This window comes from Burkholderia sp. BCC0097, assembly GCF_902832985.1.
GTDB lineage: Bacteria > Pseudomonadota > Gammaproteobacteria > Burkholderiales > Burkholderiaceae > Burkholderia > Burkholderia orbicola.
The window spans coordinates 555,213-576,827 of the sequence record NZ_CADFDM010000001.1 but is presented as its reverse complement, the minus strand read 5'-3'; the positions used below and the strand labels follow the sequence as shown (position 1 = coordinate 576,827).

General features: G+C 66.0%; 21 protein-coding genes and 1 pseudogene. 6 read left to right on the top strand and 16 right to left on the bottom strand.

Annotated elements, in window-relative coordinates:
* Positions 1 to 20: 20 nt before the first annotated feature.
* Positions 21 to 548 carry a GNAT family N-acetyltransferase gene (locus tag HWX07_RS02510; protein ID WP_175875057.1) on the top strand — a complete coding sequence of 176 codons (528 nt, stop codon included), beginning with the start codon at positions 21 to 23 and terminating at the stop codon, positions 546 to 548.
* Positions 549 to 573: 25 nt separating this feature from the next.
* Here the strand turns inward: HWX07_RS02510 and HWX07_RS02505 are convergent, their stop codons facing one another.
* From HWX07_RS02505 to HWX07_RS02480, 6 genes are all read right to left on the bottom strand, one after another.
* Positions 574 to 1,920 carry a glutamine synthetase family protein gene (locus tag HWX07_RS02505; protein ID WP_175875056.1) on the bottom strand — a complete coding sequence of 449 codons (1,347 nt, stop codon included), beginning with the start codon at positions 1,918 to 1,920 and terminating at the stop codon, positions 574 to 576.
* Between the two features lie 157 nt (positions 1,921 to 2,077).
* The gene (locus tag HWX07_RS02500; protein ID WP_175875055.1) at positions 2,078 to 2,635 is read right to left on the bottom strand and encodes an XRE family transcriptional regulator; all 558 of its coding nucleotides are present in this window, start codon (positions 2,633 to 2,635) and stop codon (positions 2,078 to 2,080) included.
* A 22-nt stretch (positions 2,636 to 2,657) separates the two neighbouring features.
* Positions 2,658 to 3,947, bottom strand: a complete 1,290-nt coding sequence (locus HWX07_RS02495; protein ID WP_175875054.1) for an FAD-binding oxidoreductase — start codon at positions 3,945 to 3,947, stop codon at positions 2,658 to 2,660.
* Positions 3,948 to 4,003: 56 nt separating this feature from the next.
* Complete coding sequence (locus HWX07_RS02490) at positions 4,004 to 4,264, bottom strand: hypothetical protein (protein WP_175875053.1); 261 nt, start codon at positions 4,262 to 4,264, stop codon at positions 4,004 to 4,006.
* 56 nt (positions 4,265 to 4,320) lie between these two features.
* Positions 4,321 to 5,640, bottom strand: a complete 1,320-nt coding sequence (locus HWX07_RS02485) for a chloride channel protein (RefSeq protein WP_175875464.1) — start codon at positions 5,638 to 5,640, stop codon at positions 4,321 to 4,323.
* 56 nt (positions 5,641 to 5,696) lie between these two features.
* Positions 5,697 to 6,884 (bottom strand): MFS transporter, encoded by a 1,188-nt coding sequence (locus HWX07_RS02480; protein ID WP_308054566.1) that lies wholly within the window; start codon positions 6,882 to 6,884, stop codon positions 5,697 to 5,699.
* Between the two features lie 369 nt (positions 6,885 to 7,253).
* Between HWX07_RS02480 and HWX07_RS02475 the strand changes: the two are divergent.
* Positions 7,254 to 7,361: pseudogene (locus HWX07_RS02475) on the top strand (peptidoglycan-associated lipoprotein); the annotation flags it as partial.
* A 70-nt stretch (positions 7,362 to 7,431) separates the two neighbouring features.
* On the opposite strand, the gene HWX07_RS02470 reads toward HWX07_RS02475, so the two are convergent.
* The 4 genes from HWX07_RS02470 to HWX07_RS02455 all read right to left on the bottom strand — a co-directional run bounded on the left by HWX07_RS02470 (position 7,432) and on the right by HWX07_RS02455 (position 11,830).
* The gene (locus tag HWX07_RS02470) at positions 7,432 to 7,686 is read right to left on the bottom strand and encodes a hypothetical protein (RefSeq protein WP_175875051.1); all 255 of its coding nucleotides are present in this window, start codon (positions 7,684 to 7,686) and stop codon (positions 7,432 to 7,434) included.
* Positions 7,670 to 9,649 (bottom strand): chloride channel protein, encoded by a 1,980-nt coding sequence (locus HWX07_RS02465; protein WP_175875050.1) that lies wholly within the window; start codon positions 9,647 to 9,649, stop codon positions 7,670 to 7,672. The genes HWX07_RS02470 and HWX07_RS02465 overlap by 17 nt, the downstream gene beginning before the upstream one ends.
* Before the next feature lie 30 nt (positions 9,650 to 9,679).
* Positions 9,680 to 11,281 carry an APC family permease gene (locus HWX07_RS02460; RefSeq protein ID WP_175875049.1) on the bottom strand — a complete coding sequence of 534 codons (1,602 nt, stop codon included), beginning with the start codon at positions 11,279 to 11,281 and terminating at the stop codon, positions 9,680 to 9,682.
* A gap of 123 nt (positions 11,282 to 11,404) precedes the next feature.
* Positions 11,405 to 11,830: a MarR family transcriptional regulator gene (locus HWX07_RS02455; protein ID WP_059474537.1), complete on the bottom strand. Its 426-nt coding sequence runs from the start codon at positions 11,828 to 11,830 to the stop codon at positions 11,405 to 11,407.
* An 861-nt stretch (positions 11,831 to 12,691) separates the two neighbouring features.
* Here HWX07_RS02455 and HWX07_RS02450 point away from each other — a divergent pair.
* The 4 genes from HWX07_RS02450 to HWX07_RS02435 all read left to right on the top strand — a co-directional run bounded on the left by HWX07_RS02450 (position 12,692) and on the right by HWX07_RS02435 (position 15,172).
* The gene (locus tag HWX07_RS02450; RefSeq protein ID WP_244129911.1) at positions 12,692 to 13,282 is read left to right on the top strand and encodes a DUF4396 domain-containing protein; all 591 of its coding nucleotides are present in this window, start codon (positions 12,692 to 12,694) and stop codon (positions 13,280 to 13,282) included.
* 223 nt (positions 13,283 to 13,505) lie between these two features.
* Entirely contained in the window at positions 13,506 to 13,733 is a 228-nt protein-coding gene (locus HWX07_RS02445) for a DUF2945 domain-containing protein (protein WP_175875048.1), read from the top strand.
* Positions 13,730 to 14,314, top strand: coding sequence for a DUF488 domain-containing protein (locus tag HWX07_RS02440; RefSeq protein ID WP_175875047.1), 585 nt, complete (start codon positions 13,730 to 13,732; stop codon positions 14,312 to 14,314). The genes HWX07_RS02445 and HWX07_RS02440 overlap by 4 nt, the downstream gene beginning before the upstream one ends.
* 120 nt (positions 14,315 to 14,434) lie before the next feature.
* Entirely contained in the window at positions 14,435 to 15,172 is a 738-nt protein-coding gene (locus HWX07_RS02435) for a sulfite exporter TauE/SafE family protein (RefSeq protein ID WP_175875046.1), read from the top strand.
* Between the two features lie 125 nt (positions 15,173 to 15,297).
* Here HWX07_RS02435 and HWX07_RS02430 read toward each other — a convergent pair whose 3' ends face one another.
* From HWX07_RS02430 to ftrA, 6 genes are all read right to left on the bottom strand, one after another.
* A complete protein-coding gene (locus HWX07_RS02430) occupies positions 15,298 to 15,876 on the bottom strand; it encodes an NnrU family protein (RefSeq protein WP_175875045.1) in 579 nt (192 codons plus the stop codon).
* Between the two features lie 302 nt (positions 15,877 to 16,178).
* Entirely contained in the window at positions 16,179 to 16,784 is a 606-nt protein-coding gene (locus tag HWX07_RS02425; RefSeq protein WP_175875044.1) for a TfoX/Sxy family protein, read from the bottom strand.
* Positions 16,781 to 17,890 (bottom strand): malate/lactate/ureidoglycolate dehydrogenase, encoded by a 1,110-nt coding sequence (locus tag HWX07_RS02420; RefSeq protein WP_175875043.1) that lies wholly within the window; start codon positions 17,888 to 17,890, stop codon positions 16,781 to 16,783. Before HWX07_RS02420 ends, HWX07_RS02425 begins: the two co-directional genes overlap by 4 nt.
* 60 nt (positions 17,891 to 17,950) lie before the next feature.
* Complete coding sequence (locus HWX07_RS02415; protein WP_175875042.1) at positions 17,951 to 19,405, bottom strand: M20 family metallopeptidase; 1,455 nt, start codon at positions 19,403 to 19,405, stop codon at positions 17,951 to 17,953.
* Between the two features lie 77 nt (positions 19,406 to 19,482).
* Positions 19,483 to 20,553, bottom strand: a complete 1,071-nt coding sequence (locus HWX07_RS02410) for a nitronate monooxygenase (RefSeq protein ID WP_175875041.1) — start codon at positions 20,551 to 20,553, stop codon at positions 19,483 to 19,485.
* 87 nt (positions 20,554 to 20,640) lie between these two features.
* Entirely contained in the window at positions 20,641 to 21,603 is a 963-nt protein-coding gene (gene ftrA / locus HWX07_RS02405) for a transcriptional regulator FtrA (RefSeq protein WP_175875040.1), read from the bottom strand.
* Positions 21,604 to 21,615 lie beyond the last annotated feature (12 nt).

Below are 21,615 nucleotides of genomic sequence, written 5' to 3'. Positions count from 1 at the left end.
ACCGATCACACGGGAAACGCATGGCATCGAACACGACGACGATCGACATCCGCGCGGCCACCTCCGCCGATGCTCCGGCCATCGCCAGCATCCACGTCGCATCGTGGCAAGCCACTTACACGGACATCATGCCGGCCCCGTTCCTCGCCGGCCTGTCGGTCGAAAAGCGCACGGCTGCATGGCGCGAGGCGCTCGGCGCGGGACGACCACGCGTCGCGCTCGCGTTCGCGAACCACGCACCGACCGGCTGGATCGCATACGGCCCGACGCGCGACACCGACAAGGACGGTGCGTGGGGTGAGATCGAAGCGATCTATCTGCACCCGTCGCATTGCGGGCAAGGGATCGGCGCGCGGTTGGTCGACCATGCATGCCGAGCGCTGCACGACGCCGGTCATGCGTGGGTGTCGCTGTGGGTGCTCGCCAAAAACCGTCGAGCGAGGATGTTCTACGAACGCGAAGGTTTCGTCGCCGAAGCCGACGTCAAGACCTTCGAGATCGACGGTACGCCGATCGAGGAAGTGCGCTACTGGCGCGCACTTCCCTGACCGGCATCTTCGACACGCGCGGCAATCACAGAAACCACCGATACTCCCGCGCGCCGATCTCGTTGCGAAAATCCAGCTCCTCCTGCCGCTTGTTCTCGCAATACACCATCACGAATTCGCTGCCGAGCCTTTCGCGTACGGCCGGGTGATCCTGCATCGCGGCGACCGCCGACAGCATCTCCTTCGGAAAATCGATGCCGCTGCCGCGATCGTCGTTGAGCGACGCGATCGGTTCGAGCCGCGCATCGAGCCCGTGCTCCATCCCGCTCAAGATCGCCGCCAGCACCAGGTACGGGTTCGCATCCGCGCTCGCGAGCCGATGCTCGATCCGCAGGTTGCGCGCATCCGACTCGGGAATGCGGATGCACGCATCGCGATCCTCGAAACCCCAGCTTGCGCGACTCGCCGCATTCACCATCGACCCGTAACGGCGGAACGCATTGTGATTCGGCGCGAACACGGGCATGCAGTGCGGCAGCAGCGCGAGGCAGCCGGCTACCGCATGCCGCAGCGGCCGCTGACCGTCCGCCGCAAGCAGGTTGTTCCCGGCATCGTCGTACAGGCTCACGTGCACATGCATTCCGCTGCCCGGCGCATGCAAATACGGCTTGCCCATGAAGCTCGCACGATAGCCGTGCTGCAACGCGACGCCGCGCGTGCTGCGGCAGAACATCGCCGACCAGTCGGCCGCGCGCAACCCGTCATCGCAATGGCCGAAATTGATCTCGAACTGGCCGGGCCCGAGCTCGGCCGTGATCACGGTCGCGTCGATCCCCTGCGCGCATGCGACGTCGACCATCTCGTGCAGCACGTCGGAGAAACGCGACAGCCGCTCGATATGCATGTTCGGCTGATCGTCGCGATCGTCGGACAGGCGGTCGCGCGGATACTTCGGTATCCCCTCGTCGAGCTGTGCGTCGAACAGGTAGAACTCGAGCTCGAACGCGACGACCGGCCGGATGCCGCGCCGCGCGAGCCGCTTCAGCACCCGCGCGAGCACCTCGCGCGGCTCGAATTCGACCGGTGAATCGGTGCCGTCGGTCGTGATCAGCATCTGGCCGAGCGGCTGCTTCTCCCAGGTCACTGGCTTCAGCGTACCGGGAATCAGCCTGCGCACGGCGTCCGGGTCGCCGTCGTTGAAACAGTAGTCGCCGATCTTGTAGAGGCCGCCCTGCGTGCCGAGCAGGATGCAGTTCTGCGGCAGCTTCAGCAGCGCACCCGCCGCGACCTTTTCGAGCGCATCGATCGGATAGCGCTTGCCGTAGAAATGCCCGGGCAGGTCAAGGCAGATCAGGTCGACATAACGAATCTCGGGGTGTGCCTGCCGGAATGCGCGGACTTCACTGACCAGCGCGGGAACGACGTCAGCCATGTCTCATCCTTTCCATGTCTTGTATGGCGGTGCCGCGGCGCGGCGAACCGGACTCATGCGACGCACGGCGCAACGCATGCCGCATGTCGATCAGTACTGCAAACAGGCTATGTGACGAGGCGACCAGCACTCCAGCCCGCCCCGCCGACCACTCAACTCAGGTGAATACCCAGATCACGCGCGTCGGCGCGTCGGTCAGGTTCGCGTAGCGGAACCGCTTGTGCGCGGGAAGCTGGAATGCATCGTTCGGGCCGAGCGTGACCGGCGTGTCGTCGCCGTCGATCCAGATCGTCAGTTCTCCTTCGAGCACGAAGCCGCCTTGCTCGTCGCTGTCGTCGACCGGCCGCTCGCCGCTGCTCGCGCCCGGCTCGAGATGGCTTTCGAGGATCGAGAAGCGAGAACGCATGTTCGGCGACACGAGGACGTCGGTAATGCCGGCCGCGTAATACACGGTGCGCCGCTCGTCGGGCCGCGTGACCCACGGCACGCTGCGCGGCTTGCTCAGGCTGTAGAAATACGTGGTCGGCACGCCGAGCGCCTCGCCGATCGCGGTGAGATCCGCGACCGTCGGGCGCGACAGCCCGCGCTCGACCTGCGACAGAAAGCCGACCGAGCGGCCGATCCGTTCGGCGAGATCGTTCAGCGTGACCTTGCGATGCTTGCGCAGGTCGCGGATCAGGATCGCCAGACTTTCTATCTCTTCCTGTTCATTCATGATGTGATGGATTCCGATGCAATCAGACGGTATCGCGCAGACGGTACCAGGCCTTGCCGATCGCTTCGAGCGGCGCGGCCAGCCGGTCGCCGCCGGGAAAGCGCGGGTTGCGGATGCGCTGGTACTGCGCGAGCAGGCGTGCGTCGCCGAGCACGGCGTCGGCCACCGCACGCGCGCCGGCGAGCGTCGGCAGCACGCCGTGCCCCGAAAAGCCCTGCAGCCAGAAGCGCTGCCCGTGGCGGCCGATGTCCGGCGTGCGGCGCATGCTGATGTCGATGTGTCCGCCCCACGCGTAATCGAGCGGCACGCCGGCCAGTTGGGGGAACACGCGTTCGAGGTGCGGGCGCGTGGCCGCCGCGATATCGGCCGGGATGCCGCCGAGATACGTGCAGCCGCCGCCGAACAGCAGCCGGTTGTCGGGGCTCAGGCGGAAGTAGTCGGGCACGAACTGGTTGTCGATCACGCAACTGTTGCGCGGCAGCAGCGCACGCGCGACGTCGGCCGCGAGCGGCGCGGTTGCAACCTGATATGTGCCGACCGGCAGCAGCCGGCGCGCGAGGTCGCGGTCGAGCCGGTCGACGTACGCATTGCAGGCGAGCACCAGCACGTCCGCGCGCACTTCGCCACGCGCCGTGCGGGCGACGTAGCCGCTGGCCGTCTCGCGCCAGTCGAGCACGCGACTCTGTTCGAAGATGCGGCCGCCCGCGAGCTCGATCGTCCGTGCGAGGCCGAGCGCGAGCTTCAACGGGTTCAGGTGGCCGGCCTCCGGATCGTGAAGCGCCGCGAGATACCGCGTGCCGCCGATCCATTCAGGCATCTCGCCGCGCTCGATCATGCGCAGCCGATCATAGCCCCAGCGTTCGGCCGCCTCGTCGCGCGCCTGCGCCAGCATCGCGACGCGCCGCGGCCGCACCGCGGCCCACAGGCTGCCGGGCCGGTAGTCGATGTCGAAACCGTGCCGCGCCGGCAGTTCGCGCACTTCGGCCGCCGCCCAGCGCATGCTGTCCCACAGCAGGCGCGCGCCGTCGCGGCCGAGCGCATCCTCGAGCGGCTGCATGTCGCACGACCAGCCGAGCAGCGCCTGTCCGCCGTTGCGGCCCGATGCGGCCCACGCGACGCGGCTTGCTTCGAGCATGACGACGCGCTTGCCGGCAAGCGCAAGCCGCAGCGCCGTATGCAGCCCGCTGAAACCCGCGCCGACGACCAGCACGTCGACGTCGACGCGTTCGTCCAGCACCGGCCGCTGCGGGATCGGCGCAGGGTAGGTGCCGGCGTAGTAGCTTGCGACGTGACGGTCGGACTGCACGAACATGCGGGCTCCCGTGAAAATTACACCGAGAAATTTCATGAAAAATTAGCATGACAATTTCACACGGGCAAGCGGGAGGTGTCGAGATGCATCCAACTCGGAATTTTTTCGTTCAAACCGGAACTTGCAAGGGCCCACGCCGACCGCGAACGCCTGCGAGTATTCCTCAATAAAACAATAGCTTGAAGAGATCGCCACACGCCCTCAGCGCTACAACGTGATCGACCACCGATCGATGCATCGACTTCCTCGGCGCGCAAGCGTGCGACAGACGCAAACAGCAACAGCAACGTGGCGGGAAAAATCAGCAGGCCCTTCATGAGTAGAGTCATGAGGTCAACGACAGTCGATACCGTCTCACGAAGCGTTCCAGCGGTTATCGGGGGGTGTCAGGAAAATAGCGGGTCGACAATGCTTCGTACAAGGGTGGAGCAAAGAATCGCGACACGCGGCTGGCGATCAGCGCCGTAGCCATCAACGAGATGACCAGTGCGTGGCCATTGATCATCTCGATGACGATTACGAACGCAGTGATCGGGCTCTGCGTGACTGCGGCGAGATAGCCGACCATCCCGAGCGCGATCAGCATCTGGAGCTGCATGCCCGAGAACAGGATATGCAGCGTATTGCCGATCCCTGCACCGATCGCGAGCGACGGAGCAAACAGGCCGCCCGGCGCACCGGGAAGATAGGAGCCGATCATCGAAACCATCTTGAATACCGGGTACAGGATGCTCACGTCCGTGTGGCTCTCGAGCATGCCCCGCGCTTCCGCATACCCGCTGCCGAACGTATGACCATGCGTCACCACGCCGACGACCGCGATGATCAGCCCGCACGCCGCGCCGAACAGAATCGGCTGGCCGGTGCGGAAATCCTGGATCCCGGGCGGCATCCACCGCCGCGTGTTCAGCAACAGCCAGCAGAAGATCCCGCCCATCACGCCCGCGATCACGCCGATCAGCACGACCGCAAGCGCCAGCGATTGAGGCAGGCGCGTCCCGACGTCGATCGTGCCGAAATAGACATAGTTGCCCTGAATGCCGAGCGATACGATACCTGCGAAGATAATCGCCGTGATCAGTACGCCGCTGGTCCGCTGCTCGAAGCTTCGCGTGAGTTCCTCGATCGCGAACACGACGCCCGCGAGCGGTGCATTGAAGGCCGCCGACAGACCGGCTGCCGCACCCGCAAGCGCCAGCCGGTGTTCGAGCACGCCGGGGCGAATCGCACGAAACCGCTGCGGATAAAACTTCCGCAGGTTGAACATCAGCGCGGCCCCGACGTGAATCGTCGGGCCTTCGCGGCCGATCGTGAACCCTCCCAGAATGGCGAGGAACGACACGAGTATCTTTCCGACTAGGATGCGGAACTTGAGCAACCGCGCCCCGCTGTTGCCCGGCGCATGCAGCATTGCAATCACCTGCGGAATCCCGCTGCCTTCGGCGCCATCGAAGAATCGCCGCGTCAGCCAGACGGTCAGCGCACCGATGATCGGTGTAACGATCAGCGGCAGCCACGCGTGCTGGGCGGCGTATGTCAGAAACACCGCATAGCCGAAATCGATCAGCTTCGCATAAAGCACGGCGACAAGGCCCACGGCCACGGCACCTAGCCAAAACACGCCATAGTGAAGCCACAGACGTCGCGCGTGCAGCAATGCGCGTCTATCGGCGAGCGCTGATATGCGAATCATCGGTCTCCCCTGGTCACTCATTGTCTCTTTCAGTTTCAAACTGATATGTCGATTGCTCAGCTGCGCGCCGGAGGTGGCTTCATGCTGGACGCGATCACTAGCCATACCGTCGCTGCTCCGGCGCACACCAGAAACACCAGGTTCGCGCCACCGTGCTTCAGCAGCCAGCCGCCCACGATGCCGCCGAGCGCGAGCCCGATCGACTGCGTGGTGTTGTAGACACCCGTGGCCGCGCCCTTGCGCGAACCCGGCGCGAGCTTCGACACGAGCGACGGCTGCGACGCTTCCAGGATGTTGAAGCCGAGGAAGTAGACGAAGAGGATCGCCGCCACAATCAGAATGGTATGCGGTGCGCTGCCGAGCAACAATTGGCCGATCAGGATAGCCAGAATGCCGCCGAGCAGCACCGGCTTCATCTTGCCCCGTTTTTCCGCGACGATGATCGCCGGCACCATCATCACGAACGCGAGCCCCATCACCGGCAGGTAGACCTTCCAGTGCGCGGCGACCGGCAGCCCGCCGTCGACCAAAAGGCGCGGCACGACCAGGAACAGCGCCGTCTGCGTCGCGTGCAGCACCAGCACGCCGAAGTTCAGGCGCAGCAGTTCGACGTTGTGCAGCACCTCGGCGAACGGCGCGCGCACGTGGACGGGCTTCGCCGCGTCGGGCACGATCCACAGCACGACGCCGATCGCGAGAATCGACAGCACGCCGACGATCGTGAACAGCCCGCTCATCCCGACCCAGTGGAACACGATCGGCGCACCGACGATCGCGACCGCGAACGACACCCCGATCGAGCCGCCGACCATCGCCATCGCCTTCGTGCGGTTCTGCTCGGAGGTCAGGTCGGCGATGAACGCGAGCACCGCCGACGACACGGCGCCCATCCCCTGGATCACGCGGCCGACGATGATCCACGTGATGTCGTGCGCGAACGCGGCGACGAAGCTGCCGAGCGCGAAGATCACGAGGCCCGTGGCGATCACCGGCTTGCGGCCGAACTTGTCGGACGCCCAGCCATAGAAGATATAGAACAGCGACTGCGTGACGCCGTAGGCCCCGAGCGCGATCCCGACGAGCAGCACGTTGTCGCCGCCCGGGATGGTTTTCGCATAGACCGAGAACACCGGCATGATCATGAACAGGCCGAGCATGCGCAACGCGAAGATCGCCGCGAGCGACGTGGTCGCGCGCAGTTCGGGCGCAGTCATGCGGGAAGACACGGTGGACGACTGGGACATCGTTGACGCGATTTACCGGACAGATTCAACAACGGACAAAAAAACCCAGCTGGGTAGCCGGGTTCAAGAAGCTCGCCCCGGCCTTTCGTATCGGGACGACCGGACGTCGCGTGACGCGAGCTGATGGAGCACATCTGAATTCAAGATTCCGCAGAATTTCCGCATCGTAACACGGCAACTAGTCATGATGTGACATTTCTCCCGCTCGGGTTGAGGCGGCTGTATTCATCAACCACGTGACCCGGAAATCCTTCGAATCCACTTTCAGTTTATTTACGAAATTCCGTCGCCGGTCAAAATGGAGCGCCACCATTCGCTGCGCTTCCAGCGGGGGTGCCGCCACCCGTTCCTTTGATCCGCGCCGCACCCGATGCACAGGTCGAGGCGGTCAGCTTCGGCAAGGAGAAGCCGGTTGCGTCGGGCCACGACGAAGCGTCGTGGGCCCGGAATCGTCGCGCGGATATCGTTCGTCGATGAGCGCCATCGTCGCGCGGCCGGGTCCCGCCACGCACTGACCGACAGAAACGGATGGGCACCGATATCGTGATCACAAGCCGATGAAATACGTGTGGACATCCATCTCGGCGGACCAGGACTGCACGTCGGAGAGTTCGTCGAACTCGACCGGCTTCCCGCTGTAAAGGCAACAATATCCATTCGCCGTTCTGTAGACGATGACCCACTCGCGATCGTCATTCGCGTCGTCTTGCAGGTTGCCGGCCAACACTTCCTTCCAATCATCGAGATGCAGAGCCACCGCAAGGCGTCGACGCAGAACGGCGAGCTCAACGCTGAGTTTCATGCTGCCCCTCCTTGCCGGCACGCGCGTCGCGCCGAGTCGACGCGCGGCTGTCACGGTGCTGTTTCCCTGACCGCGGGCTGCGTTCCGTGGCGCGCCGGTTCTCGGGAAAAATCCTGATGCTGCTCGCCACCGCGTCTGCGATGTGTTCCTTGGCAATGACCCCGACCACTTCGATTGCGCCCTCTTCTTCGGGCCGGGTCACGACCACCGCCATGGTCGCGTGCTTCTGACGCAGCTTGCTGATCACGTCGAACGCCGCTTCGTCCGGCGCGACCACGACGAAATTGCGTTGCGCGAGCGCAGCGAGGGTCACCGTCGGATGATCGTGCGAGATGGCCCGGCGCAAGCCGGTGTTGATGCGAAGCACCCCCTCGATCCGGCCCGATCGCGTGACGACCACGTGGCGAAACGGCGGCCCGTCCAGATTACCGAGAATGTCACGGAACAATACCTCGGCGTCCTGCACGAGCACATCCGTCTCCATCACTTGGGCCGCGTTCTGGACGAGGAACATGTTGGCATGCAACGCGTTCGGAATCACGTGACCGCGACGCGCGAGCTTGAGCGTATAGATGCTTTCGCGACAAAGCAGGCGCCGGGTCGCAAGGCTGACCGCGACGGCGATGATCATGGGCAGCACGATGTCGTAGTCGCGGGTCATCTCGAAGATCATCGCGACCGCCGTCATAGCCGCGCCGGTTCCCCCGCCGACCATCGCTCCCATCCCGACCATCGCGAACGCAGGCGCGCTGACGGGCGCCTCGGGCAGTACGGCCTGGACGGAGGCGGCGAACGCCGCGCCCAATGCCGCACCGATGAACAGCGACGGCGAGAAGACGCCGCCAGAGGAGCCCGAACCCAGGCTGATCGACGTAGCGAGGGTCTTGCAGAGCGCAAGCGTGATCAGAAACAGGCTGCCGCCGAGCTGCCCGTAAAGCAGAGCCTGAATCGTTGCATATCCCACGCCTTCTACGTAGTAATGCCCGGCGAAGCGCATCAGCAGGTAGATCGTCACGCCGACGAGCAACATCCCCGACGCGTGACGCGCATAGCGGCCCGGCATGCGCTCGAAGACATCCTCCGCGAAATGAAGACCATGGGTCAGCATGGCTGCGCCGGTACCGGTGACGATGCCGAGCGCCGCATACAGCAGGAGTGTCAGCACACTGCCCGGACGATCCGGAATCGCGCCCAGTTGGGCCGGCACCAGGAACGCCGGCGCACTGCCGAAGAACAACCGTCCGACGAAGGTGGCCGTGCCGGTCGCGAGCGCGACCGGAAGGAACGTGTTCACGCTGATTTCGGGCATCATCAGCTCGGTCGCGAACAGGACACCGCCTATCGGCGTATTGAACGTCGCGGCGATCCCGGCACCCGCGCCTGCCGCCACGAGCGTGATGCGCTGGCCGGCGCTCATCCTGACCGCTTGCCCGAGCGTCGAACCCAGCGCCGAACCGATCTGGATGATCGGCCCCTCTCTACCGACCGCCGCGCCGGTGCCGATTGCGAACGCGGACGCCAGCGATTTCACGATCGCGACCGCCGGGCGAATCACGCCGCGCTTGAAGTAGATCGCGTCCATCACCTCGGGCACGCCGTGTCCCTTCGCCTCCGGCGCAAAGGTGCAGACGAGCCACGTCACGATCAGGCCGCCGACGACCGGCACGATTATGACGAGTGCCCCCCATACGGACGTTGGCGTGAACTCGCTCGCGTTGTACGAGACCGAAAACCGGCCGAGGAAAAAGGCGTTGTGCACGAAGCCGATCAAGCCGCGAAATGCCACGGCGCCGATTCCTGTGACGAGGCCGACCACGACCCCGAGGCAACTCAGGCGATACATGTCGATCGGCGACGCGTCGTCTTCCGTTTGTGACGAACGCGGGACGCGACCAGTTTCCACGCGAAGCGATGCGAGTTCGCCAGCCGCGCTGTCCTCTCCCCCTGTCGGTCCCGATGTCATGACGCCCCCTGTGTCGAGTGTGTCGATCCATCAGCTGGTCTCGTTCATGCGTCCCATCATCTCCGACGTCTCGCCGGCATCGAGCGCACTGCGCATGGCCAGCGCAAGCACCACCACGCTCCAGACGGCGACCAGCAGAATGTCCCAGCCGAATCCGATGACATCCAGGCCCCCACCGATACCGCCCATCCAGGACAACAGCCACAGCCCGCCGAACCACGGGAGCAGCCACGCGATGTGCTTCCAGCCGAAGTCGCGCGCGCTGCGGCGCAACACGACGTGATGATGAAGCGCATAGAGGACGAAGCCGATCGCCACCAGCGAGAACAGGAAGTTGTTGGTCTTGAAGCCGGTCCAGTAGATGACGAGGTTGCTGCACACGAACGCGAGCGGCGCGATCATCCCGGCCCCGCTCATGCGGAACGGCCGCTGCAGTTCGGGCATGTTGCGTCGCAGGACGAGCAGCGCGATCGGCCCCAGCCCGTACGTGAGCACGGTGATCGACGTGATATAGCTCACCATCTGCTGCCACGCCGGGAACGGCATCAGGAACAGCACGCCGACGGCCCACATGATCAGTACGGCCACCCAGGGAATCTTGTTGGCATTCAAGCGCGTCAGCATGCGCGGGCCGGCGTCCAGTTCTCCTGCCGCGAACAGGACGCGCGAGCCGCCGGTCACGTACATCAGGCCGGTGCCCCCTGGCGAGACGTAGGCGTCGATGTAGAGCAGCGTGGCCATCCACCCCATGCCGAGGGTCGTGGCGAGCCCGGCGAACGGTCCCGCCTCGCCCTTGAAGCTGAGGTTGTTCCAACCCGCGGCAAGATCGGCCGGCGCAAGCGCGTAGATGAACGCGACCTGCAGCAGGACGTAGACGATGGCGGCAAGCAGGACCGACCCGATCACGGCCAGCGGAATGTTCCGATGCGGATTGGCGCTTTCGCCGCCCAGGTCGATCGCCGTTCGAAAGCCCAGATAGCTGAAGACGATGCCGGCCGCCGGCAGCGCGGTGAACATGCCGGACAAGCGGTAGCTGTCAGGCGCCGCCTGCATGACGCCCCAGTGCGTACTCGCCCCCAGCAAGCCGGCAATCGTCAGAAGCGGCACGAGTATCTTCCACCACGTGATGGTCGAGTTCACGCTGAGCAGCCAGCGGATCACCATCAGGTTCAACAACGCCATGACGCCGAGCAGGCCGGCGCATGCGACGAAGCCGACGGCCGTCAGCAAACCCGCGCTTCCGGGCTGGATGAACCAGGGGAGATAGTTGTTCGCGTACGTGACGATCGCTTCCGCCTCGACCGCCGGAACCGGCACGTACGCAAGAAACAGGAGGCCGCACCAGATCCGGCCCAGTCCGACGCCATGACTCGCATGGCTCATGTGCACCAGCGCTCCGCTGCGCGGAAACATCGCCGCGAGTTCGGCGAAACACAGTGCGATCAGCATGATGATGATCGCACCCATCACCCAACTGCCGATGCTCAGCGGGCCGGCGATGCGCGATGCGTGATAGGCGCCGAACAACCAGCCGGAACCGACCATGCTGGTCGTGCTGGCGAACAACAGCCCGATGATTCCGGCGTCACGCCGGAGCTTGCCTTCCAGATCGAGACTCGAGGTCGTGCTCATATGCCGCTCCTTGCAAACGACCTCCCCCTGCTGCGTGTGTATTCGTTCTCCCGCCCCGCCCGTTGTCGCGACGACCGACAAATATCGGCCGCCCCGGCGAATCCGCGCACGTTGCCGTCGCGCTCAGTTGATATCGGTGACGTCCTGGAAAGCCCAGCCGAACGACTGAATTTCCGACTTGTGCAAGGCCGCAACCTTGCGCAAGCAATTCGCCCCTTTTTCCGTCAGATGGATCTCCACTTGCCTTCGATCCTGCTCGCTCGTCTGCCGCCGGACGAGCCCGGCCGCTTCACAGCGTGTGACGAGCGCCACCGTGCCATGCGAGGACGCCTGCAACCGCTCGGCAATCTCGCCGACTGTCGCCCACGAACGGTCCGGAAACGCACAGGTGTGCAGCATCAGCATGTATTGCAACGGCGTCAGCCCCTCGGCCCGCAGGATTTCCTCCGAGAAACGCAGAAAACGCCGCAGCCGGTAGCGAAATTCGGATAGCTGCTCGAGGTCGTGTTTCGTGGCGCTCGCGCCGGCCTTTCGATTGCTTGCCGCCATCACGAACTCCGTGAACGCCGGGAGTTTTCTGGAATCATGTCATCACGTGACCTAAAATATAGGCGCGCGTGACAGGTAGTGCAAAGTGCTTTCATCGATCGCTACTCCAGTCTGGTCGCTGCGTGGATTGACCCCATCAACGTGAATCGGTGAGGAGAAGTGGACGGCATTTCGATACCGCTGCTGGTCGCCCTGGCCGTCGTACAGCCTGGTCATTCGATAAGCTCACATGCGGGACCAAGCAGCTACGTCGTTGTCCCGGCGCGAAATATACTGCATGTGAGCCAACCGCACGCGTCGCCCGGTTCAATACTGAACGCACGCCACCGGGTGGTAACCGATTCGACTCCCATGCCGGTCTACATCCCCAGCGTGACGTATCACCCCGACGGCTGGGGTGTGCACTCGAGATTGGCCGGGCATCAATTCCGGTGGTGAACAGTCAACTCAGGATTTCGCACTTCTACCGCGGCCGGTGTCTTTCTCGCGGTGTCATTCCTTGATGTTCCTCCGCCACCTCGTGTCCGCGCACCTGGCAGATCAGGCCCGATGACACACACCCTCGCATGGGAGTTTAGCGCGGTGCGCCGAGAGTCACGGCAGCTTCCTTGCTGACCGCTGTCGAAAACCGAAATCCCCTTAGAAACCCCGACAGGGAATATGCGTTGCTCCGTCGAGCGTCGAGTTCGCCGCAATCCATCGGCGAACCTGTACTACTCTTCCTTGCGGGGTTACGCGATGATTTTCGGAAAATTTCCGTTTTGGCTGCACGCACTATCCGTTGTATGGGTTGCTTCAGGCATACTCTGCGCCAGCGTGGTCGCAGCAGATGAAGCAAAGCATCCACAGAAGGCGTGGGTCATGAACCTCGTATGGCCATTGACCACGCTGTTTGGGTCCGTGCTTTGGCTCGCTGGCTACTATGCTTGGGGGCGCAATATCCCGAAGAACGAGAACGAGGACGCTGGCGGTGCTTTCCCCGTGATCGTGATGAAGGGAACGAGTCATTGCGGTGCCGGCTGTGCGCTCGGCGACATCGTTGCCGAATGGGCGGCATTCCTGTTTCCCGGCCTGGCGGTATGGCTCGGATGGCACTCCATCTTTGCGGACAAAACCTTCGCGGTCTGGATCCTCGACTTCATCGTCGCGTTTTTGCTCGGGATTCTGTTTCAGTACTTCAGCATCAAGCCGATGAAACAGCTTTCGGCGGCTCAGGGGCTGCGAGCGGCGCTCAAAGCCGACATCGCCTCTATTACGGCGTGGCAGATCGGCATGTATGGCCTCATGGCGGTAATCCAGTTCCTTTGGTTCGGCAGGATGTATGGCGGCGTCGCCCCGGTCGACAGTTTCGAATTCTGGTTCGCGATGCAGCTCGCGATGCTGGCTGGGTTTGCGACGAGTTACCCGATCAATTGGTGGCTCGTCCGGGCTGGCGTGAAGGAGAAGATGTAGCGCATGGCCGGCCCATCGGGAACTTCGTGTTATCGGAACACGTCACTGACACTCCGTATCCATCAGATCAACCAGTTCAGTCCGAATGAATCCAACACGCCTTCGTGATCAACTTTACACCTCGCGCAAGCGAGCCGGTTTGACTCAGACAGAACTGGCCGAACTCCTACACAAGGCCGCGAGGGCCGACCCACCGCGCATCGACACAAGGAGGCACCGCGGCATGAGCAGCCCATTCAGGCTAGGCGACCACGTCCGCTGGAATTCCGAAGCCGGCTACGTGACCGGCACGATCATCGCGATTCACACCACCGACTTCGACTACAAGGGGCATCGCCATCGCGCGTCCCCCGACGATCCGCAGTACGAGATCAAGAGCGACCGGACCGACCACGTCGCCGCGCATCGCGGCCGCGTGCTCGAGCGCATCGCCGGCAAGGACGACGCATGACGCTCCCGTTCTACACGATCGGCCATTCGAACCGCACGCTCGACGAATTCGTCGATCTGCTCGATGCGGTCGAGATCACCCTGCTCGCGGATATCCGCAAGATGACGCGTTCGCGCACCAACCCGCAATTCAACGAAGCGACACTGCCCGATGCGCTCGCCGCCGCCGACATCGCGTACGAACACATCGCCGAACTCGGCGGCCTGCGCGGCAAGTCGCGCGGCGTACCCGACGACGTCAACGATTTCTGGACCAACCGCAGCTTTCACCGCTACGCGGATTACGCGCTGTCGCCGGCGTTTCATGCGGGCCTCGACCAACTGATCGCCCAGGGGCACGACCAGCGCTGCGCGATCATGTGTTCGGAAGCCGTGTGGTGGCGCTGCCACCGGCGCATCGTGTCCGACTACCTGATCGCGCGCGGCGAAACGGTGCTGCACATCATGGGCCGCAACCGCGTGGAGCCCGCGCGGCTGACGGCCGGCGCGGTGGTCCGGGACGACGGCACGATCGTCTACCCGAATGTCGACGACGACCACGACGACGACGCACCGGCAAAAGGCGCCCAACCGGACGCGTGACGTCACGCACCCGCCTGCGCCCCGGCTTCCGGCCACCGCGATCCTGCATTACCATCGTGCGACCGTCATGCCTGCGCTCGTCCGGCAAGCGGGCCCCGCCACCTCTTTCGTTGCGCACCGATGCTCGCTCTCATCATCGTCGCCGGCCTGTGGGCCGGCCTCCAGAACGCCCTCGCGGGCGGCGGTTCGTTCGTCACGCTGCCCGCACTGATCGTGTCGGGCATGTCGCCGCTCGCGGCCAACATCACGTCGACGGTCGCCCTGTTCCCCGGTCAGGTGACGACGGGCTGGGCGAGCCGCAACATGGTGAGCGGCGTGGGCAGGCTGCCGTTTCGCGCACTGTTCGCGATCAGCGTGGCCGGCGGCGCGCTCGGCGGCCTGCTGCTGCTGAAAACACCGTCGTCGATCTTCTCGCACCTGGTGCCGTGGCTCGTGCTGTTCGCGACGGTCGTGTTCGCGTGGGGCAGTTTCTTCCGCAAGCCGGGCGCAGCCGCGCAACATCTCGGCCCGGTCGCGGCCGGGGTCTCGCAGTTCCTGATCGCGATCTACGGCGGCTACTTCGGCGGCGGCATCGGGTTCCTGATGATGGCCGCGCTGACGATGGCCGGCCTGCCGCCGCGTCACGCGATGTCGACCAAGAACGCGCTCGCGGGCGTGATGAACGCGTCGGCGGTCGTGCTGTTCGTCACCTCGCCGCACCTGCACTGGCGTGAGGCGATCGCGCTCGGCGGCGGCGCAATCGTCGGCGGCCTGCTCGGCGCGTGGGCGCTGCATCGCGTGAACGAACGCGTGCTGCGCATCGCGATCGTCTGCATCGGCGCGCTGCTGACCATCGGGTTGTTCGTCAAACCGATCTGACACATACACCGTGGCCGCGGCAGTCAGGCCGACTCGCCGTCAGCGGCGGGGCACACCGCGATCCTGCTCGACGCGAGCCTCCACGGTTTCCTGCCGCAGCTGCCTGTCCGGCCTGGACTGCGCGTTCAGCCGAACGGCCGCACACCGATCAGCGGGCCGTGCAGGAACCGCGCGAACACGGCCCACGCGACGAGGCCGGCCGCAACGGTTGCGGCGTCACCGGCCAGCCCGCCGGCCGGATAGCGGACACCGTCGCGGCGATCCCGCGCACGCGACACGACGAAATCGACGATCGACCACACGAAGAACGCGCCGAACAGCACGACCGCGTGCACGGTGCCGTTCACGAGCAGGTGCGCAACGGCCCAGACCATCGTGCCGGCCAGCATCGGATGCCCGACGAGCGTCTTGATCCGGTTACGCGGCACGTACGACGCGGCGATCAGCACGAACGCGACCGCGGTCAGCATGCCCGTCAGGTGACGCACGCCAACCGGCGACACCCACAGCAACGTCGCACCCGCCCGAGCGACCCCGTACCCCCAGATGATCAGCACGAAGCCGACGATCGACGCGATCGCGTACCCGCCCTTCCAGCCTTTCTCGCCGATCCGTTCGATCGTCGCGGACCGCCAGCCGTCGGCGACGATCCGGATCGAGTGCACACCGAGGAAGATCGCTAAACCGAGAATCAGGACGAGCATCGGCTGTCTCCGTCTGGAATGATGAGTGGGGAAGCGTTCCACGCGGCGCACGGTGCGCCGTTCGCGGGGCCGGCGGCGAGGCCGGCGCGGGTCGCGCGAGGCACGGGCGCAACCCGCGCCGATCATAAACGCCGGGGCCGCCGTTGTGAAGCATGCAGGATGTGCGGCGCGTCAAGCTCGATGCGTTCGTGCGCCGGATCGTGCGCGCGAGTCGGCCGCGCAGCGTGCGGGTCGGGAGCGACGGGTGAGTCTGAAAGTAAGGAAGGCGAAAATCGCAAGGTCGTCGCTCCTCGTGATCGGTCCTACGCCTGCTTGCGCTTCGCCGCGGGTTTCGGTGCCGGCGCGGGCGATGATTTCGATACCGGTTTCTGCGCCGACGCCGGTTTCGATGCGGATTTCGCCGCCGGCTTCGTTTTCTGGGCTGACGCGGGTTTCGTGGCCGGTTTTGTTGCAGGCTTCGCTGCCGGTTTCGTTGCTGCTTTCAACGCAGCTTTCGCTGCAGTTTTCGGCGCGGCTTTCGGCCCCGCCCCGGATACCGTCTTCGACGCCGCCCTCGCCTTGCGCTTCGGCGGCCCGGCCAGCAGCGCCGCGCGATACGCGCTGCGACACCAGTCGAACAGCGCACCCGCGTCCTCGAGCACGTCGGCCGGCGTTTCGTAATAGCCCTCGAGCGAGACGGTGCGCGTGGGCCGCGCATACGAGAACGGCCCCATCCCCGCCGCGACGAACGCCGGGCGATTCACGTCGTCGACCCGCAGGAACAGCGACCCGCGCGACATGAAGCCGAACATCACGCCGTCGAGCCGCAACGCCGCGCCGCTGAAGAACCGTGCAACGACGACCGTACCCAGCGGCACAAGCTGATACGCGATTTCCTCGCCGTGCGCCTTCTCCGCCTGCCAGCTCATGCGGACACCTCGCAGCGCTGCGTCCACGCATCGAGCTCGGCTGCGTCGAAACCGACGGCCGCCGCGCTCTCGCGAATCTGCCGCCACGTCGCACGGTCGACCGGAATACCCGACGTGCCACGCGCGGCGCGGCTCGCCTCTTCCGGCTCGCCGGGCACTTGCACCGGCGTATCGCCGGCCTGCGGCGACGCCTTCGCCCACGCGACGAACGCATCGGCTTCGCGTTCGGCGTCGGCCGCGTCGAACGCTTTCGGATCGATCAGCACCGACAGCATCCCGTTGACGATCGCGCTCGTCTTCTGCAGGGTATCGCCGTACGTCGTATGCCCGCCCACCAGCGCGCCGCCGAAGATCTCGCACATCGCCGCGAGCGCATACCCCTTGTGCAGTCCGAACGGCAGCAGCGCGCCGAACGGCTGCTCGTGCATGACGGCCGGATCGTCGGTCGGCTCGCCGCGATGGTCGATCAGCGACCCGGCCGGCACGCGCTTGCCCTGGTTGTACGCGACCCGCGTCTTGCCGTACGCGATCGCGCTCGTCGCGAAATCGAGCAGCAGCGGCGGCTTGCCGGCCCGCGGATACGCGGCGCAGAACGGGTTCGTGCCGAAACGCGGATCGGTGCCGTGCAGCGGCGCGACCAGCAGGTCGCCCGGCACGTTGACGAAATGGAACGATACGAGCCCCGCGCGCGCACACTGTTCGGCCCAGTGCCCGATACGGCCGAGGTGATGGACGTCGCGCAGCCCGATCGCGCAGATCCCCATGCGCCGCGCGCGCTCGATTCCTTCGACCATCGCCTCGAACGCGATCACCTGGCCGAAGCCGCGCCCGCCGTCGATCGTCAGCACCGCGCCGCCATCGCGAACGATCGACGCGTGCCCGTTCAGTTGCAACTGCCCTTCCCGCCACGATGCGACGTAATTCGGGATCATCCCGATCCCGTGCGAATCGTGGCCCGCGAGATTCGCGCCGACCAGGTGATCGGCGACGAGCGCTGCCTCGCGCGCGTTGCTGCCGGCCCGTTCCCACAGTGCCGCGACGAACGCATGCAGCGGTTCGGCGCGCATGCTCAGCGGTTCGGTATCGGGCGTCGGCAGTGCGGTCATCGGCAACACTCCATCCAGTCGGTTCGGGTCGGGCAATCGGTACGTCGAACGCCGCGATGATCAGCGCGCGGTCGCGATCACGTCGGCCACGGCTGCCGTGAGCTTCTTCGCGTACGGCACGTGCAGGAACTCGTTCGGGCCGTGCGCGTTCGACTTCGGCCCGAGCACGCCGCACACCATGAATTGCGCGGCGGGGAAGCCTTCCTGCAGCACGTTCATCAGCGGGATCGTGCCGCCCAGGCCCATGTACGCGCAGTCGGCGCCGAAGTGACGGCGCGATGCGGCGTCGAGCGACGACGCGAGCCACGGCGCGAGATCCGGCGCGCTCCAGCCCGTCGCGGCGCCGGCGTCCGGCTTGAACGTGACCTTCGCGTTGTACGGCGGATCGAGTTCGAGCAGCTCCTTCAGTTGCTGCACGGCCTGCGCGGCGTCGACGAGCGGCGGCAGCCGCAGCGACAGCTTGAACGCGGTGCGCGGACGCAGCACGTTGCCCGCATCGGCAAGCGCCGGCAGGCCGGCCGCGCCCGTCACCGACAGCGACGGACGCCACGTCGAATTCAGCAGCGCCTCGCGCGGATCGGTCGTGGTCGGCAGCACGGGCTTGCCGTCCTGGCCGCACGCCCAGGGCAGCCCCTTCCACACCGTGTCGCCGAGGATCGCGGCGGCGGCCTCGGCTTCGCGCACGCGGCTCGACGGGATCTCGCAATGGAACGCGCCCGGCAGCAGGTTGCCGTTCTTCGCGTCCTCGAGGCGTTCGAACAACTGGCGCATCACGCGGAAGCTCGACGGCGCGATGCCGCCGTACACGCCCGAATGGATGCCTTCTTCCAGCACCTCGACTTGCAGGTCGCCGGACACGAGGCCGCGCAGCGACGTGGTGAGCCACATCTGGTCGTAGTTGCCGGCGCCCGAATCGAGGCATACCACGAGCGACACCTGGCCGAGCCGATCGCGCAATGCGTCGACGTACGGCAGCAGGTCGTAGCTGCCCGACTCTTCGCAGGTTTCGATCAGGCCGACGCAGCGCGGCCGCTCGATGCCCTGCTCGTCGAGCGCGCCGAGCGCCGCGAGGCTCGCGTAGATCGCATAGCCGTCGTCCGCGCCGCCGCGGCCGTACAGCTTGCCGTTCTCGAATTTGGGCGTCCACGGGCCGAGGTCCGCGCGCCAGCCGTCGAATTCGGGCTGCTTGTCGAGGTGGCCATACAGCAGGATCGTATCGGTGCTGCCCGAGCGCGTGGCGGGCGTCTCGAAGAAGATCACCGGCGTGCGGCCGGCCAAGCGCACGATTTCGAGCTTCAGGCCTTTCACGGGTTGCCGCTCGGCCCACTGCGCGGCGTCGGTGACGACGCGCTCGAGGTAGCCGCGCTTCGCCCAGTCGGGGTCGAATGCAGGGCTCTTCGCGGGAATCGTGATGTAGTCGGTCAGCGCGTGGAGGATTTCATCGTTCCACTTGCGCTCGATGAAGGTAACGAGCTTGTCATGGTCGAGGACGGGGGTAGTGTCGACGGAAGTCATGGTGGGGTGCCTGGATCGGGCTGACGAAAACCCAGATCATACGCCGATGCTCCCCTGCCGGCGCCCCTCCTAGCCGTTCAGACAGCGTTCGGAAACGCGTCGCGCAGCCCGGCCGCGCAGGCGAGCGCGTCGCGCCACAGGCGTCGCGTGAGCTCACCCGCATCCTCTTCGCGCGCGAGCGCCGCGGCCTCGCCCGACCACAGCAGCGAGAAATCGTCGCGGCCCTGCCGCTCGAACGCACCGCGCAGCGGATCGACCGCGGCCGTCGCGAGCGGAAACGCGGGCGCGAGCGCACTCATCGGCCCCTGTTCGCGCATGAAGCGCGTCAGCAGCCCGCGCGCGGGGCGACCCGTGTACAGATTGGTGATACGCGTACCGTCGTCGCGGGCGGCGCGCACGGCCGCACGATGCTGGGCCGAACGACCGGCCTGTGGCGTGAGCAGGTAGCCGGTGCCGATCTGCACCGCGCTCGCGCCGAGCGCGAACGCGGCCGCGATGCCACGCCCGTCGGCGATCGCACCGGCCGCGATCACCGGCGCGCGTACGGCATCGACGATCTGCGGCAGCAACGCGAACAGGCCCGGCTGCGCGTGGATATCGTCGGTCAGGAACATCCCGCGATGGCCGCCGGCCTCCGCCCCTTGCGCGACGATCGCGTCGACGCCGCGCGCATCGAGCCAGCGCGCCTCCTCGACGGTCGTCGCGGACGACACCACCTGCGCGCCCGTGCGGCGCACGCGGTCGAGCAGCGCGTCGTCCGGCAGTCCGAAATGGAAGCTCACGACGGCCGGCCGCAGTTCCTCGACGACCGCGCACATCGCATCGTCGAACGGCGCGCGGCCGGGGCCGCCTTTCACGTCGGCCGGGTCGAGCCCGGCTTCCGTGTAGTAGCCGGCGAGCGCCGCGCGCCAGCGCGCATCGACCTCGGCGTCGGGCGCAGGCGGCGCGTGGCAGAAGAAATTCACGTTGAACGGCGCGGCCGTGCGCGCACGAATCGCCGCGATCTCGTCGCGCAACTGCTGCGGGCCGAGCGCCGCGCATGCGAGCGAACCGAGCCCGCCGGCTTCGCACACGGCAATCGCGAGCGGGCTCAGCGAGCCGACCATCGGGGCCTGGATCAACGGCAAACGGGAAGGCAGCATCGTCATCGGCATCCTTGTTCGGAATGAGTGGCCGTCGCCACATGGGTGGTGTTCTTCATCATCGCGCACGAGCGGCCGCACCGAGAGCGCCCGCTACGTGCCGCCGCGATCCATCCCGCGCCGGTACGCGGCCGGACTCGTCGCCGCGACACGCCGGAAATGCCGGCGCAGCGATTCCTCGGAACCGAATCCCGCGCGCGCCGCGACCTGCGCAAGCGGCAACGCGGGCTGCGCTTCGAGCATGTCCTTCGCGACGTTCACGCGTTCGCGGATCAGCCACGCGAGCGGCGACATCCCCGTCGCATCCGCGAACTGCCGTTGCAGCGTGCGCGTGCTCATCGCGGCCTGCGCGGCCAGCGACGCGAGCGTGTGCGGCTCGGCCGCATGCGCGCGCATCCAGTCGATCAGCTTAGCGAGCCGGTCGGTACCGCCCGGCGCGACCGGACGCGGCACGAACTGCGCCTGCCCACCGTCGCGATGCGGCGGCAGCACGAGGCGCTGCGCGACGCGGTTCGCGATCGCGCCGCCGTGATCGCGGCGCACCAGATGCAGCAGCATGTCGAGCCCCGCCGCCGAGCCGGCCGACGTGACGATCTGCCCTTCGTCGACGTACAGCGCATCGGGATTCACGCGCAGCGCCGGATAACGCGCCTGCAGGCGTTCCGCATACCGCCAGTGCGTCGTCACGGTGAGGCCGTCGAGCACGCCGGCCGCCGCCAGCACGAACACGCCCGAACAGATCGAGCAGAGCCGCGCGCCGCGCCGGTGGGCGGCCCGCAGCTTCCTCAGCAGCGGCTCGGGCGGCAGTTCGTCCGGATCGCGCCAGCCGGGGATCACGATGGTGTCCGCGCGATCGAGCGTCGCGAGCCGGTAAGGCGCGGCAACGGTAATGCCGCCCGCCGCGCGCACGGGCCCCGGCTCGCTCGCGCATACCGCGAAGCGATACCAGTCGACGCCGAGTTCAGGGCGCTCGAGCGCGAACAGTTCGACCACGCAGCCGAATTCGAACGTGCAGAGGCGATCGTAGGCGAGCGCGACGACGAGATGATTGTGCATGGCGCGATGTTA

Coding starts and splice junctions, on each gene's coding strand:
- HWX07_RS02510 (WP_175875057.1), top strand. CDS start 21: ATGGCATCGAACACGACGACGATCGACATCCGCGCGGCCACCTCCGCC.
- HWX07_RS02505 (WP_175875056.1), bottom strand. CDS start 1,920: ATGGCTGACGTCGTTCCCGCGCTGGTCAGTGAAGTCCGCGCATTCCGG.
- HWX07_RS02500 (WP_175875055.1), bottom strand. CDS start 2,635: ATGAATGAACAGGAAGAGATAGAAAGTCTGGCGATCCTGATCCGCGAC.
- HWX07_RS02495 (WP_175875054.1), bottom strand. CDS start 3,947: ATGTTCGTGCAGTCCGACCGTCACGTCGCAAGCTACTACGCCGGCACC.
- HWX07_RS02490 (WP_175875053.1), bottom strand. CDS start 4,264: ATGAAGGGCCTGCTGATTTTTCCCGCCACGTTGCTGTTGCTGTTTGCG.
- HWX07_RS02485 (WP_175875464.1), bottom strand. CDS start 5,640: ATGATTCGCATATCAGCGCTCGCCGATAGACGCGCATTGCTGCACGCG.
- HWX07_RS02480 (WP_308054566.1), bottom strand. CDS start 6,884: ATGTCCCAGTCGTCCACCGTGTCTTCCCGCATGACTGCGCCCGAACTG.
- HWX07_RS02470 (WP_175875051.1), bottom strand. CDS start 7,686: ATGAAACTCAGCGTTGAGCTCGCCGTTCTGCGTCGACGCCTTGCGGTG.
- HWX07_RS02465 (WP_175875050.1), bottom strand. CDS start 9,649: ATGACATCGGGACCGACAGGGGGAGAGGACAGCGCGGCTGGCGAACTC.
- HWX07_RS02460 (WP_175875049.1), bottom strand. CDS start 11,281: ATGAGCACGACCTCGAGTCTCGATCTGGAAGGCAAGCTCCGGCGTGAC.
- HWX07_RS02455 (WP_059474537.1), bottom strand. CDS start 11,830: ATGGCGGCAAGCAATCGAAAGGCCGGCGCGAGCGCCACGAAACACGAC.
- HWX07_RS02450 (WP_244129911.1), top strand. CDS start 12,692: ATGAACCTCGTATGGCCATTGACCACGCTGTTTGGGTCCGTGCTTTGG.
- HWX07_RS02445 (WP_175875048.1), top strand. CDS start 13,506: ATGAGCAGCCCATTCAGGCTAGGCGACCACGTCCGCTGGAATTCCGAA.
- HWX07_RS02440 (WP_175875047.1), top strand. CDS start 13,730: ATGACGCTCCCGTTCTACACGATCGGCCATTCGAACCGCACGCTCGAC.
- HWX07_RS02435 (WP_175875046.1), top strand. CDS start 14,435: ATGCTCGCTCTCATCATCGTCGCCGGCCTGTGGGCCGGCCTCCAGAAC.
- HWX07_RS02430 (WP_175875045.1), bottom strand. CDS start 15,876: ATGCTCGTCCTGATTCTCGGTTTAGCGATCTTCCTCGGTGTGCACTCG.
- HWX07_RS02425 (WP_175875044.1), bottom strand. CDS start 16,784: ATGAGCTGGCAGGCGGAGAAGGCGCACGGCGAGGAAATCGCGTATCAG.
- HWX07_RS02420 (WP_175875043.1), bottom strand. CDS start 17,890: ATGACCGCACTGCCGACGCCCGATACCGAACCGCTGAGCATGCGCGCC.
- HWX07_RS02415 (WP_175875042.1), bottom strand. CDS start 19,405: ATGACTTCCGTCGACACTACCCCCGTCCTCGACCATGACAAGCTCGTT.
- HWX07_RS02410 (WP_175875041.1), bottom strand. CDS start 20,553: ATGACGATGCTGCCTTCCCGTTTGCCGTTGATCCAGGCCCCGATGGTC.
- ftrA (WP_175875040.1), bottom strand. CDS start 21,603: ATGCACAATCATCTCGTCGTCGCGCTCGCCTACGATCGCCTCTGCACG.